The 14,881-nt window shown below is 60.2% G+C and carries 8 protein-coding genes and 1 pseudogene; 3 read left to right on the forward strand and 6 right to left on the reverse strand.

All coding sequences use genetic code 11. The annotated features are described in order from the left end of the window. Positions 1–31 precede the first annotated feature (31 nt). The gene (locus OU26_RS07180) at positions 32–1,441 is read left to right on the forward strand and encodes a DUF4032 domain-containing protein (RefSeq protein WP_026646774.1); all 1,410 of its coding nucleotides are present in this window, start codon (positions 32–34) and stop codon (positions 1,439–1,441) included. Positions 1,442–1,634: 193 nt separating this feature from the next. On the opposite strand, the gene rlmB is transcribed toward OU26_RS07180, so the two are convergent. Continuing rightward, entirely contained in the window at positions 1,635–2,630 is a 996-nt protein-coding gene (gene rlmB / locus OU26_RS07185) for a 23S rRNA (guanosine(2251)-2'-O)-methyltransferase RlmB (RefSeq protein WP_026646773.1), read from the reverse strand. A 262-nt stretch (positions 2,631–2,892) separates the two neighbouring features. Next, the gene (locus OU26_RS07190) at positions 2,893–4,371 is read right to left on the reverse strand and encodes an ATP-binding protein (RefSeq protein WP_026646772.1); all 1,479 of its coding nucleotides are present in this window, start codon (positions 4,369–4,371) and stop codon (positions 2,893–2,895) included. 504 nt (positions 4,372–4,875) lie between these two features. Between OU26_RS07190 and OU26_RS09520 the strand changes: the two are divergent. Further along, positions 4,876–5,654, forward strand: a pseudogene (locus tag OU26_RS09520) (ABC transporter substrate-binding protein); the annotation flags it as partial. A 297-nt stretch (positions 5,655–5,951) separates the two neighbouring features. Here OU26_RS09520 and OU26_RS10645 read toward each other — a convergent pair. The 4 genes from OU26_RS10645 to lacZ all read right to left on the reverse strand — a co-directional run bounded on the left by OU26_RS10645 (position 5,952) and on the right by lacZ (position 11,346). Next, on the reverse strand, positions 5,952–6,074 hold the full coding sequence (locus OU26_RS10645; protein ID WP_259302545.1) for a hypothetical protein: 123 nt from the start codon (positions 6,072–6,074) through the stop codon (positions 5,952–5,954). 334 nt (positions 6,075–6,408) lie between these two features. After that, a complete protein-coding gene (locus OU26_RS07200) occupies positions 6,409–7,050 on the reverse strand; it encodes a DivIVA domain-containing protein (RefSeq protein WP_160257605.1) in 642 nt (213 codons plus the stop codon). 122 nt (positions 7,051–7,172) lie between these two features. Next, positions 7,173–8,027, reverse strand: coding sequence for an HdeD family acid-resistance protein (locus OU26_RS07205; protein WP_026646770.1), 855 nt, complete (start codon positions 8,025–8,027; stop codon positions 7,173–7,175). Positions 8,028–8,205: 178 nt separating this feature from the next. Further along, positions 8,206–11,346, reverse strand: coding sequence for a beta-galactosidase, LacZ type (lacZ, locus tag OU26_RS07210; protein WP_026646769.1), 3,141 nt, complete (start codon positions 11,344–11,346; stop codon positions 8,206–8,208). 417 nt (positions 11,347–11,763) lie between these two features. Here lacZ and OU26_RS07215 point away from each other — a divergent pair, with 417 nt between their 5' ends. Continuing rightward, positions 11,764–14,769 (forward strand): cation-translocating P-type ATPase, encoded by a 3,006-nt coding sequence (locus OU26_RS07215; protein ID WP_237743833.1) that lies wholly within the window; start codon positions 11,764–11,766, stop codon positions 14,767–14,769. The last annotated feature ends 112 nt before the right edge of the window (positions 14,770–14,881 follow it).

A 14,881-nucleotide genomic window follows, 5' to 3' on the forward strand; every position in this document is an offset into this window, starting at 1 on the left:
TGGGGTAGGTCAACAGGTAAATTGGAGAACTATGGAATCAAATGAATTGCCGCAGATGGATCCCCGCGTGCTGAAAGCCACTTCCGTGAAGGCGGAGGATCCCGCAGCGCAGAGTCCAGAGCCGCAGGCGTTGAAGATTACCGCGGCAAGCTCGAATCCGAAGATGTTCACGTTGCCATGGGAAAAGCCGTTGGCCACTTGGCCTGAGGATCTCTTGGCAAATCTGCCGCGAGGCATCTCCAGGCACGTCGTGCGTTTCGTGCACGTGGGCGACGAAGTCTACGCCATGAAGGAAATCACACGCAACGTGGCGGAGCGCGAATACGAGCTGCTGCGTCGCCTGCAGAAACTGGAGCTGCCGACGGTTCAGCCAATCGCCGTGGTCACTGGTCGTCATAACGTCGCGGGCGAGCCGCTGGAAGCCATTTTGGTCACCAAGCATCTGAAGTTCTCGCTGCCGTACCGTGCGCTGTTCGCACGCAATTTGCGTCCTGACACCGCCGAGCGTCTGATTGACGCGTTGGCCGTGTTGATGGTGCGTCTGCATTTGGCGGGCTTTTATTGGGGCGATGTGTCCCTGTCGAATGTGCTGTTCCTGCGCGACGCCGATGCGTTCTCCGCTTTCCTGGTGGACGCCGAAACCGGCGATTTGCAGGTGAATCTGACCGAAGGCCAGCGCGAATACGATGTGGATCTGGCCCGCACGAACATCATTGGCGAACTGATGGATTTGTCTTCCGGCTCATTGCTGCCGCATGATGTGGACGAGATCGAAATCGGCAATCGTTTGGTGGATCGCTACCACTCCTTGTGGAGCGCGCTGACCGACACCGACAAGTTCGGTCCGGACGAGATGTGGAAGATTGAGAAGCGCGTCAACAAGCTCAACGAGCTCGGATTCGACGTGGACGAGCTGGAAATGAAGACCGCCGAGGATGGCAAGCGTGTGTTGGTGCGTCCTCGCGTGGTGGATGCGGGCTATGCCAATCGCAAGCTGCTGCGTCTGACCGGTCTCGACGTGCAGGAGAACCAGGCCCGCCGTCTACTCAACGATCTGGACGCCTACCGTGCCTCCACTTGGCGCGACGGTGAGGAACTTGAGATCGTTGCGACTGATTGGATGCGCGAGGTGTTCGAACCGACCGTGCGCATGATTCCGCGCGAGTACCGTTCGCAGATCGAGCCGGCGCAGTTCTTCCATGAGGTGCTAGACCATCGTTGGTTCCTGGCCGAGAAGGCCGGTCACGATGTGCCTATGGCCGAGGCCGTGAAGAGCTACGTGGAGAACGTGCTGCCGCAGTACAAGCTCGATTCGAAGGATGTCGACGCGCTGAACGCAGAGGCCGACTCCGGTGTGATCGATGACGAATACACTTACGGCACCGACGAGGACGGCTACAACCCGGACGACGATCCGGACGCTGCGGTGTGGAGCCATTAGCCGTTAAACAAAGGCTCCGGTGGAGCCTTTGTAGGCGAGCCCCGAGCGAGGCGGTAGCCGTAGCGAAGGCAGCGTTGAGTCCGCGCGTAGCGCGGTCCGAAATTGCAGGACCCACTGATTCAGTAACGTGGACAAACAAAAAAGCTCAAGCCATAAGGCTTGAGCTTTTTTCCATAAGCAGCGTAATCGACGATTACTTGGCTGCCGCGGCCGCTTCACGACGTGCGCGTGCCACGGCATACAACGTGATGCCCGCTGCCACGGAGGCGTTCAGCGACTCGACCATATTCGACATCGGAATGCCGGCGATGGAATCGCAAGCCTCTCGTACCAGACGGCTCAGGCCGTTGCCTTCCGAACCGAGCACAACCACCAGCGGATCGGTTTCGAATCCGGTTTCGCCGACGAGCGCATCGCCGCCACCGTCAAGACCGACGCTGTAGTATCCGCGTTCCTTCAGGCTTTCGATTGCCTTCGTCAGGTTCACCACGCGTGCCACCGGCATGTGCGCGGCCGCGCCCGCCGATACCTTCCAAGCGGCTGCAGTGACCGAAGCGGAACGGCGTTCCGGCAGAATCACGCCGTTCGCGCCGAATGCGGCCGCGGAACGGATGACCGCGCCGAGATTCTGCGGATCGGTGACGCCGTCCAGTGCGATGAACAGCGGTCGTGCCGCGATACGCGCGCTTTCCGAATTGGCGGCTTCCATGGCGCGCGCCTTCTTGTCCGCGCGATCCACGAGCTCCGCCAGCGAGGAATACTGGAACGGCTGAGCCTTCAGCACCACGCCCTGATGGTTGGACGAGCGTGCGATGCGGTCCATTTCCAGCCTGTCCGCTTCCAGCAGGTTCAGGCCGTGAATGCCTGCGAGGCGCACGATTTCGCGCGTGCGGTCGTCATGTTCGATGCGTGCCGCCACGTACAGCGTGGTCGCCGGCACGCCGCAGCGCAGCGCCTCGAGTACGGCGTTGCGGCCAATGACGAGGTCATCGGATTCCGAAGTGAACTTTGCGGCGCGACGGCGTGCGGCCAGTCGCGGATCGGCCATTTTGCGGCGGTCTGCCGCCTGCTTGGCCTTGTATGCCTTGTGATACACGCGATTTTCGGCCTTGGGGGTTGGCCCCTTGCCCTTCAGCGCGTTACGATGCTTTCCGCCCGACCCCTTGGTCGGTCCTTTTTTCATTGCCATAACTGCCTATTGTCCCAGCACCCCGGGAAAACGGAGGCTCTGTTTCGGCAGTGCTTCGTCCCCAGTGGATCGCTTCCCGGCAGACCATGTTAGATAAATCGGTACAATCGCATCGCCTGCGAAGCTGCCATCGAACTTGCCAGCAAGTTTAACATAACTTAACAGCAACTTCGCAGCGGTTAAGTTATCTGTTAAGTTCGCTGTTAAGTTGCTGGCAAGTTCGTTAAGTTCGTGCGAAGCTGGCGAAATCTCCGAAAACGGGCTATTTTCTGACCAGACAATACCGTTGCTTCGGGCTGCGTGCCGGCTCCGTCGGCTCCACGACATCGTTGGCGATCATAGTTCGCAGATGACTGGTGATGGTCGAGCGGGACAGCCCGGACAGTTCGGACAGTTCCTTCGAAGTCGCGGAGCTTCGCCTGCCCAGCAATTCGGTGATCGCCTCCTCCACGGATAACGGATTGGTGTCCGTCTTCTCGTTTTTCGTCATTCTTCGCTTATCGAAGGTCAGGGAGAAGAACGTCAAGGTATTGAGCGGCTTCGGCGGATTCATAAGCGCGGCCTGCAGCTGCTCTTCGATGACCTGGTAGCCCGTTCCCCGGTTCTCCACCACATATCCGCCATCGGGGTATGGCGTGGTTTCCAGAATGTTGGATAGGAACTGATTCCTCGAAGAGGAGATGCCCACGGTGCCCAACGTGTCGACCGTCACATTGCCGAAAAGTCCTCCTGGGTTAAGGATTTCCAAACGGTCGGCATACAGGTTCACCTGCACCTGCGAGCCGCGGGCGTCCGGTGAATAGTCGCGATGCATGAGCGCGTTGGCGATCGCCTCGCGGACCGCTTTGCGTGGATAGTCGGGCACGTCCTGTCGGAATGCGCCTTCGATCACGGCTCCGGTACGCATGTTCTTGGTGACGGCGTTCAGGGCATCCTCGATCATGAAAGGAATCGGACCGATGATGGTCTGCGCGTCGAGGAATCTGCGGTCCTCGTCCACCGTTTCGGCTTTGGTGACGCCTGGAAAAGCGGTGAAGGTGATATTGAGCCTCGGAAAGAACTGTTGGGGGAACGAGCCGAGAGCCAGCAAACCTCCGAGCGTTGGTCGGATGGTTCCCGCGTCGTCCTTTTTCGTGACGTGCATGCTGATGGCGATGTTCTCATCGTCGCGCGTGCCGAAAATGCGTGGATGCAGCTCCCGTTGGCGTGCGATGAATTGGGAAAGCAGATTGGGATCCAAGTCATCCAAGGTGGCCTGCGGAACGATTTCGTCGTCGAATGTGGGCTGACCGTGTTCTTCCATAAGACGGTCGATCTCGTATTGGGTGAGTTTGCGATCACCATCGCCGGTGCGGATGTATGAGCCTTGGTATCGTCCTTTGGATGTGATGAAGCACGGTTTGTCCTTGAGCGGCATCGCGGGCACGTGCGCCACGAGGACATTGGTTCCCTCAAAGGGGATTATTTCCAGAAACGGCCGCACCCGGGGAGTCATCTGCTCGCATTTCGCGTTGAAGGCCTCCTGCATGGCTCGTGCGTTGAAGGATTCCACCGGCGTGAATCCTTCCTTTTCGGATACGCCGAGGATGATGATGCCGCCGTCGCCGTTGGAGAAGGCGGAAAGCGTGTCGGGAATGCTTTCGGAGATTTTGTTGCGCGATTCCTTGACTTCGCATGCCTGCGTATCGTTCCCGATTTGGCGCATCTGCAGGATGAGATGCTCAAGCTCGTTTGCGTTCATGGTCGCTTCCTGATATGAATCCAACTACTTGCCAGCAAGCTTAACATAACTTAACAGCAACTTCGCAGCTGTTAAGTTGCTGGCAAGTTCGTTAAGTTCGCGCGAAGCCGGTCGGTGCAATCGTGTTCCGTGCCGTTCGTCGTGCGGTCGCAACGTATCGAAACGAATGTGCGCAATAATATGCAAACGATTGCAAAAGAACCGGTTCAAGAAAAGGCGCAACGATGGCGATTCGGTACGTCGAACGGGTTCGTTGTGCGTCGGGGGAATGGTGTTCGAAAACGATTTCAATGCATTTGAAATCGCAAAATCGCAATAAATCAACAATATTAACCCGTTTTATTTGGAAGTCGTTTTTTCTTCGGGGGTGAGAAAAATGTAAGCGTTTGCAAAAATTTGTTTCTGAGCGCACAATATTTGAAGTCGGCAATTGCAAGGACGTGGCTCAATGGAGGAGCTTGCGCATGCCGACAGGGTAATAATCAAGGAGAGAAAGGTGCGGTCATGAAGCGCACAGTAAAAGCGGCAATCGGTATGGTGGCCATCGCGGCGATGTCCATCGGCACTCTGGCGGCGTGCGGCGGTTCCGATTCGGGATCCGACAACGGCAAAGGCAAGGTCTACTACCTGAACTACAAGCTGGAGACCAACGACGCATGGCAGGCGCTGGCCAAGAAGTACACGAAGCAGACCGGCGTCGAGGTCAAAGTGCAGACCGCCGCGTCGGAAACGTATCCGCAGACGCTGAAATCCGAGCTGGCCAAGTCCAATGCGCCGACCCTGTTCCAGATCAACGGCGTGGTCGACTATCAGACATGGAAGGCCTACACCACGGATATGTCCGACACCGAACCGTACAAGCAGCTCAAGGATCAGTCCATGGCGCTGAAGGATGGCGACAAGGTGGCCGGCGTCCCGTATGTGGTGGAAAGCTACGGCCTGATCTACAACAAGGATCTGCTGGCCAAGTACATCGCTACGGACGGAGCCAAGATCAAAAGCGTCGATGACATTGACAATTTCGACACCCTGAAGGCCGTCGCGGACGACATCCAGGCCAAGAAAGACCAGCTTGGCGTCAAGGGCGCGTCACCTCCACTGGTTTCGATTCCAGCTCCGATTGGCGCTTCAAGGGCACTTATCTGCCGCAGTTCAAGCAGATCTTCGATCTGTGTCTGAAGGACTCCACCTGCCCGAGGACTCAGGTCAGCTCCAAGACCGGCGATGACGCCAATTCGGAATACGCGCAGGGCACCGGCGATTGGAGCGCCGTCAAGAAGGCCTTCGTCGACAATTGGAAGACGGAGTACGACGCGTCCCACTGACGGCTGGCGAGCTGACGCCGGACGTGTGAAGCTGCGCTGACGGCATAAAGCATAAAAAGTATATGAAAAAGCGGGAGTGCGCGATTCGATTGGGAATCGCGCACTCCCGCTTTGCGATTTTAGTAATCGAAAGGACGGAAAGTGGAGATCCGCGCGCACCGTGTTGTCCACGGCGAACCGGATCCTGCCTTACGCGGCCGGCCTCTGCGAGGTCGCCTTACGCGGCTTGACCACACCGCCTTTCGCCTGAGGGCCTTACTTGTTGAGAACCTTCTTCATCAGATCGGCGGAGACTTTGGCGAATGCGAACTGGCCGAAGCCCGGGTCGACGGAAGCGAGGTTGGAATTGACGATCTGATCGAAAGTATTGTGCTTCATGATGTTTCCTTTCGGACGGCCGCTGGTTTTCTTCTTTATTTCTGTCTTCTCACATCGCGCGGCGCGTCGCTTTTTATGCTGTTTTCTTGTTTCTTGCTTTTCTGTTGTTTTTCTGTTGTGCCTTCACTATAGGCAGGCCGGCATGGTTAAGGCATGCCGCAATTGTCTTTTTTATGGTAAATTCATCGGGTCATCTTGAAGAAAATGCAAACATATGGTTGCATTTTCTTCTGCGCATGTCGATTGCGCGCGATTTGTCGGAAACGACAGCGCGATGTGAAGCGGCTGGGCGGCAGAAAGCGATTCAGCGCGAATCGACGCGGATTACAGGCTGCTACTGCAGAATGAAGCCGGCGACGTCGGTCGGGCCGATCTCCAGCACCTGCCCCTTGGTTGTGATCAGCACGTGCTGATGGCCATTCCATTGGAATTTTCCGTAGAACAGATTGCCTTCGTGCAGCACTGCGCCGATCGCGCCCTTGCCAGTTGCCGCGGAAGCGGGCTGCGTCTGCTGGACGGGTTGCTGCGTCTGTTGCGGCACGGGCTGCTGCGCTGGCTGGGTTTGCGGTGTTGGCTGTACGAATTGGGTTTGTTGCGAGTCGATCGGCAGCTGTGCCGGCTGTTGCGCGTCGATGGGCTGCGCCGCCGGCTGCACAGGTTGCATAGGCTGGACAGGCTGGACAGGCTGGACGGGCTGGACGGGCTGGACGGGTTCTTCCACGGGAAGATGGCGCAGGGTCTCCGCGATGCGGTCGAGCAGATCGTCGATCTGGCCGATGTCGTATCCGTTGGTGAACCGGACGGTCGTGAACATCTGCTGCTCGACCTCTTCGGGAGACATTTCGGCTTTGCCATCAAGCGCGTCCGCGCAACGTTCGAAGAACTCGTTCACCTCGACGATGTTGTATCCCGCGGAGAGATACGTTGTGGTGAGCCGGACGTTTCGTAGCTCGCGTGCCGTGATTGTAGATACCATGTCCACCATTATTCCACGAATGTGATGATTTTGCGCATAAAACGGAAAACGGTCGCAAAACATGCGGGAATCATGCCGTGCGACCGTTTGTATTGATGCCTATTTTCCGGGCGATGTGTACGTTATCCGCGCTTCGACTTGCCGACCCTGCCGAACGTGAATGCGCGGACGATTGCCACGATGCCAAGCACCACCAGCGCGCACCCGCCAAACAGAATCAGCCAGCCGGTGGAGGCCAGCGGGCTGAACAGCATCACGCAGCCGGCCACAATCGAAATCAGCGCGTATATCACAGCCCATGCGGAACTCGGCATGCGCCACGATTCGACAAGCGCCATCACGCCTTCCATCATCCAACCGAGGCCCACCACCATGGTGACGAGCACTGCCAGCATGGCGCCGGACAGGGTCGAATTCTTCAGCATGACCACGCCGCCGATCGTCAGCAACAGACCGACCAGAATGTCAAGCACGCGCCAGCCACCCGGCAGGCCAAGCTCCACAATCGCGGTGACGATGCGGATCACGCCGGACACCACGAAGTACGCGCCGAGTGCAATCGCGGCGATCTTAAGCGTCGCGCCCGGCCAGATAAGCAGTGCCAGGCCAAGGACGATCGCCATGATGCCGAGCACGCCGTACACGTCGCGAATGGCGTTCTTAGCGCGCTGTGGCAGCCACGATTCCACCAACTTGAACGGGCTTACCGGCTCCCACTCGCCACTGTCGTTGCTATGGCTATTCGGGTCGTAACCATACGGATTACCGTACGGATATCCATACGGATTGCCGTACGGGTTGCCGTATGGATTGCCGGAATAGCGAGGGGTCTGCTCGGCATCTGGTCCGCCGCTTTGTGGACCGTCCTGCTGTTGCGATTGCTGCGCTTGCTGGCTCGGTGCATAGGCGCCGTATCCCGGCTGCGGTGGTTGACTGGGGTCGTCGGGATTGCCGGGATTCATATTTGGATAGCTCATGATGCCCTCCTTCAGAAAAACATGCTTTGAGGCGTCGTTTGCTTCAAAGACATGCTTTCATTTTAGGCACCCTGCCTGTTTTCAGCCATCAACAGAATCGGCCGGCCTGCCTATTGGCAAGTCGGCCGGAATTATGCCGCGAATCGGCGGTTATGCTTGAGGCTGAAGCTGGCTTAGCTTAGAACAGTTCGAGCCGGACGTTGAGGCTGAGCGGCTGGTCGGCGGGCAGCTGGTACTGCGCGTGCACCGGCGACATCCACGAATCGTCGCCGCCGACGCCCATCTGCGCGGCCAGCAGACGCAGGAACATGTGCCTCGGCTTCGGCAGCTCATCCTGATGTAGCGCCTCCTCCAGCATCGCGCTCGAATAAGGCAGCAGACTCATCGCGAAAGGTTTCACAGCATGTTTCACGCGCAGGCCGTGGCCTGAATCGTCCGTGATTTCCGCCCAGCGCACGTCCTCATGGTTGCCGGTCTCCTGCGGCAGCAGATACGGCGCACGGTCGCGGTACGCATCGGTGCTCCACACGCCCAGCTTCGCGTGCTTGCGATCGGCGTACGTTTCCTCCGGGCCGACACCATAGAATCGCAGATTCGAATATTCCACGGGCAGCGCCCATTCGATGCCGAACGCCGGAATCGTAGGCAGGCCGCCGTTCTTCTCGCCCGGATACTCGACGTCGAGCTCAACGCGGCCGTCCGTATCGGCAACGTAGCGGACCGTTACTTTTGTGTGCTGCGGAATCGCCAATTCATATGTATACGTGGCTTCCACGGTGTTCTCTCCGCGGGGCGCGATTTCGCAGCCGACGCAGCGGGCGTACTTTCCCGCGACCGCCCAGGCGGCGCGTTCGAAGGCGTGCCCGGCTCCGCGGTCGTTGTCCGTCAGCGGACGGAACGTGGTGATGGAAGGTCGACGCAGCACGAATTCACGCTCGCCGAGCGTGTATGAGACCATGCCTCCCTGCGCTCGGGAGAAAAGCACCTCGCGGCCCTGTCCGCGCACGCCCACGTTCCAGCGGCCGAAGGTGATGGCTCCGTCGGCCGCGCTAGCCGCGCTGGCCGTGCCAACAGTCGCATCGGTACCCTTCGCGCCCTCCACCACGCACTGGCCGAACGCCAGCTCATAGCCGGCCGGAGCCCAATCGCACGCCTCGCCCAACTGCTGCGAGACCTCCAGAACCAGCTCCTTGGCGTTGCCGAGGTAGTCGTCGATCGGCCAATCGACATCGAACAGAGCGCTTTCGCCGGCCGGCACATCGAAGCGACGCGTGGCGCTCCACACCGGCCTGCCATCGGCCAGCACGAGCAAGACGAAGGCGTATGCGCCCGTCGACACGAACAGGTTGTCGTTCGTGACGCGCACGCCGTCCTGCGTGACCGCGATTTTCACGTTCGCATACAGCTGCTTGACTTCCTGCGCCTTCGGAGAGGGGGTGCGGTCGGCGAACAGCAGTCCGTCGCCGGAGAATTCGTAGTCGCTTGGACGATCGCCGAAATCACCGCCGTAGCACATGCGCGTCGTGCCGTCGGGCAGTTTGGCTTCGATTGCCTGGTCGATGAAATCCCAGATGAAGCCGCCTTGGTACATTGGATAGCGTTCCAACGCCGTGTATTCGTCCATGTTGCCGCACGAATTGCCCATCGCGTGCATGTATTCGCAGGAGATGTACGGCTTCTTCGGGCCGTCCGTATGCACCGGGCTGCCGTCCTGCAGGTAGCGTTCGATTTCGTCGGCATGCGCGTACATGCGGCTTTCGATGTCCGTCACGTCCTCGAATTCGCGCATGTGCACGGACCCCTCGTAATGCACCGGACGATTCGGGTCGATCGCGTGCGCGTGGCGGTACATTGCGCGGAACACCTCGCCCGCGCTCGATTCGTTGCCGAGCGACCAGATCAGCACGCTCGGATGGTTGTAATCACGGCGCATCATGCTGTTGATGCGGTCCACGCACGCGCCCTCCCACTCGGGGCGGCTGCCGGGGATGCCATCCTCGGGGCGTTCGACGTTGTTGGCCACCCAGGTGCCGTGGGTCTCCATATTGGTTTCGTCGATCAGATACAGGCCATACTTGTCGCATAGGTCGTACCAATATTCCTGGTTCGGATAGTGCGAGGTGCGGATAGCGTTGATGTTGTGCCGCTTGCAGAAGATCACGTCGGAAAGCATGTCCTCGCGGGTGATGGCGCGGCCGCGCTTCGCGTCGAATTCGTGGCGGTCCGCGCCTTTGAATACGACGCGTTTGCCGTTGAGCGTCATGATGCCGTTTTCGATGCGGAACGTACGGAAGCCGATGTTCTGCGTCACGGTTTCGATGGTTGCGCCGTCGTGCCCGATGACGCGCACGGTCAGCGTATACAGCGTCGGCGATTCGGCGCTCCACGGCGCGATGTTGGACAATTTACCGGAATCAAGCGTGATTTCGCCGTTGCAGGCCTGCGTCGATTCCCATACGACGTTCCCATGGCCGTCGCACAGCGCGCTTTCGATGGTCGCCGCGCCGGCTGGATTGCGCAGGACGAGCGTCGCGTCCAGCTTGGCGGTGTCGGTGATGCCGGTCGTGTCGTAGTCGACTTCGATCTGCATGGTTTCGACGTGTGTGCGCGGCTGGGCGGCGAGTTCCACGGAACGGAACAGGCCGTGCAGCCGCCAGAAATCCTGGTCTTCCAGCCAAGATGCGCTCGAATATTCGTAGCAGGCGACGGTGAGCGTATGCTCGGCTTCGGGGGAATCGGCGGCGTTGCCATTGCCGTTTCGCAGCGCTTCCGTCACATCGAATTCGCTCGGCGTGAATCCGTCCTCGCCGTAACCCACGAACGTGCCGTCAAGCCATACGTAGATCGCGGTTGCCGCGCCATGGAACGTCAGGCTCACCGTGCCCCCGTCCCTCAATGTGCGCACGAGCGGCGCATCCAGCGAGAACCGGTGGCGGTAGATCGCCACATGGTTGTTTTCGGGGATGTCCGGCGCCTGCGGATCCTCATGGCCGTCCCATGGGTACTGGATGTTGACGTACTTGTTCCTGAGGTATCCGGCCATCTGCAGATGGCCCGGCACTTCGATCGCACCGAAATCGCCATCCTTGAAATTGGCGGCGGCGAACGGCGCGTCCGCCACGTCCACGTCGTGCGCCTGCTCGATGCGCACCTTCCATTCGCCGTCAAGGCTCTGCTTCGGCTCCGTCGTTTCGCCGATAACGTAACGGTGGTTCGAATGCGCCGGCCTCCGATTCACTGCGAACACCGTCGGATCGGTGAGCCAGTCCGCGCTCGCTTTGGTTGCGTGGAGTATCGTGTTTTCGATTGCATCCGCCATGTTGGATCCCCTTACGTTACTACGTTGTTTACTGCGTCGTTGCGGTTGCGCCACATATGCCGTGCGGCTGTGGTAATAAAATTTACCAACAATCGATAATATATCATACTTCACGATTCCGCACGCAGTTCGCCGTACACTGATTCCTTCCATGTCCGTTTTCCGCACGCCTTGGATGTGCAATAATGGCAGGAATGCACCGACGGCGTCCGCCCGGTGCCCGCAACCGCGCAGCGTTGCCCTGCCTGCAGCAATGATTGCGATGCACGGATTTCCGCGATTCGCAAGCATACGCGGGTGGGGGAGAGCTGACTACTCCGCGGCGATCCCAAGGAGATCACCATGGTTGGTCGCAAGGAAGATCAATCCATACAGCCCCATGCCGGTTCCGACGAAAATTCCGCTGTCGGCGATGACATGAGGGCGCAACACGGCCCGCAGCCACCCCAACTTGATCCGTCGCTCGCCGACGCGCAGGCGGTGGCCGCATCCCTCGGCGTCGACCCGGACACAGGCCTGAGCCAGTCAGAGGCGCAACGCAGACTCGGACAGTACGGTCCGAACGAGCTCGCGTCCGCACCTGCCGTGCCGAAATGGAAGAAGTTCCTGGCACAGTTCAGGGACCCCCTCGTTTACCTGCTGCTCGCCGCCACCGGCATCTCGCTTGTCGCATGGTTCATCGAGCGCGCCAACGCCACGCCTGGTGCGGAAGGCGGCGAGGCGCTGCCGTTCGACGCCATCGTCATCGTGCTGATCCTCATCGTCAATGCGGTGCTCGGCTACATCCAGGAATCGAAAGCGGAAGCGGCAGTGGAGGCGCTATCGCAGATGACCGCGCCGCAGACCAACGTGTTGCGCGATGGTGCCGTCACCCGCATCAACACCGTGAACGTGGTGCCGGGAGATGTGATTGTGCTCGGCGAAGGCGATTCCGTGCCTGCCGACGGCCGGCTGGTCGCCGCCGCAAGTTTGCGCGTCGCCGAAGCGAGCCTTACCGGCGAAAGTGTGCCAGTCGGCAAGAACGTCGATACGCTTGCCGAGGCCAAAGCCCTCGGCGATCGCGCCAACATGGTGTTCAACGGCACATCCGTGACGCAAGGCACCGGCCGTGCCATCGTCACCAGCACCGGAATGCGCACGCAGGTCGGCAAAATCGCGGATCTGCTGCAGGCCACGGATGATGACGATAGCCCGCTGCAGAAGGAGATGAACTACGTCTCCAAAATCCTCGGCATTGCGGTGTGCATCATCGCGGTTGTGGTGCTCGTGGCGCTCGCGTTAACCGAAAGTTTCAACGACGTGCATGATGTAATCGACTCGCTGCTGCTGGCCGTTTCGTTGGCCGTCGCTGCCGTGCCGGAAGGCCTTGCCACGATTCTGACGGTGGTGCTTGCGCTCGGTGTGCGGCGCATGGCCGAGCACCACGCGATCGTCAAGAAGCTGCATTCCGTGGAGACGCTTGGCTCCGCGTCGGTGATCTGCTCCGATAAGACCGGCACGCTCACCCGCAACGAGATGACGGTGGAACGCGTGGTAACGCCGAGCGGCGAAGTGCAGCTGACCGGCACCGGCTATGCGCCGGAAGGCAGGATGATTGCGATTGACGCGGCGGAAGCCGCGGGAATTACGGGAGCCGCCGAAGCGGCGCAGGCCGAGGCCGTCGCCACGCTGGCCGTGGGCGCGATCGCAAACGACGGCGAGCTTCGCGAGACCGCCGTCGAAACCGTGCGGAACGGCGCGGATTCCGCTTCCTCTGCCAATACGTTATGGGAGGCCGTGGGCGATCCGACTGAGGTGTCGCTTATCGTCGCCGCACGCAAGGTGAAGGCCGACCGCAAATTCGCCAACTACACGCGCGTCGGCGAGATTCCGTTCACTTCCGATCGCAAGCGCATGTCCGTCGTCGCGCGGGACAATGCCGACGCGGGCCGGCTCACCGTCTTCGCGAAAGGCGCGCCGGACGTGCTGCTCGGTTACTGCGGCAGAATCGCCGTAAACGGCGCCGTGCGTCCGATGACGCAGGGCGATCGACAGCAGATTCTGGCCACCGTCGAACGACTGTCCTCCGAAGCGTACCGCACGCTTGGCCAGGCGTACCGTCCGCTCGGCACCGCGTCCCTTGCCGATGTGCCGGGAGTAACACTCAACGCCGCCGGACATGTGGTCGACATCGCGGAACAGAGCGATGTGCTGGAAAACGACCTGATCTGGGTCGGCATGGTCGGCATCATCGATCCGCCGCGCACCGAAGTGCGTGACGCCGTCGCCGAAGCCCATCGCGCCGGCATCCGCACCGTCATGATCACCGGCGACCATCCGCTGACCGCCGCGCGCATCGCCAGCGATCTGGGTATCATCGACACCCCCGATGTCGCAAAAGATGCGCGCGCCGACCTGTCCCATAAGGTGCTCACCGGTAGCCAACTCGACGAACTGTCGGACGACGCCGCGCTCGACAAGGCGACCAGCGAAATCTCCGTATACGCACGCGTCGCGCCGGAGCACAAACTGCGCATCGTCGAATCGTTGCAGCGGCAAAGCAACATCGTGGCCATGACAGGCGACGGCGTGAACGACGCGCCCGCCGTCAAAACCGCGGATATCGGCGTGGCCATGGGCATCACCGGCACCGAAGTGACCAAGCAGAGCGCCAAGATGATCCTCGCCGACGACAACTTCGGCACCATCGTCGAAGCCGTGCGCGAAGGCCGTGGCATTTTCGACAACATCCGTAAATTCCTGCGGTACCTGCTCAGCTCCAACGTGGGTGAGGTCTTCACGGTCTTCGGCGGCGTGATGCTGGCAGGATTCCTCGGCATCACGCAGCCGGGCAGCCAAGGCGTGACCGTGCCGCTGCTCGCCACGCAGCTGCTGTGGATCAACCTGCTCACCGACGCGGCGCCCGCGCTCGCCATGGGCGTCGACCCGTCCACCGACGACGTGATGGCCCGCAAGCCGCGCAAACTTACCGACCGCGTGATCGACGGGCAGATGTGGGGTGACATCATCTTCATCGGCATCGTCATGGCCGCCGTCACGCTGATCGGCATGGACATGCACCTCGCCGGAGGCCTGTTCACCGACCGTTCCGTGGATGCCATCGGGCATGACGCGCAGATGACGGAGGCGCGCACGATGGGCTTCACCATCCTGGTGTTCGCGCAGATGATCAACGCGTTGTGCTCGCGTTCGCATGACCAGTCGGTGTTCGTGGGACTGTTCGCCAACAAGTGGCTGTGGGGTGCGATCGCACTGTCCGCGCTGCTGCAGCTCGCGGTGATCTACGTGCCGTTCCTCAACACCGCGTTCGGCACCGTGCCCCTGTCCGCGGGCGCGTGGGCCGAATGCCTCGGCTTGGCGCTGATCGTGCTCGTCGCGTCCGAACTGCGTAAATTCGTGCTTCGCGCGATGCATCGGCGGTAGATTCGCTTATAGCGTCGCCGCGTTAGACTGGACAACGGTTGGCGGGCGTGCGTCGGATTGTCGCGCGCCCGCCGTCATGACGATTGTTTTTGGCGATGTTTGGAGGAATTTC

This window comes from Bifidobacterium ruminantium DSM 6489, from assembly GCF_000770925.1.
Taxonomy (GTDB): Bacteria; Actinomycetota; Actinomycetes; order Actinomycetales; family Bifidobacteriaceae; genus Bifidobacterium; species Bifidobacterium ruminantium.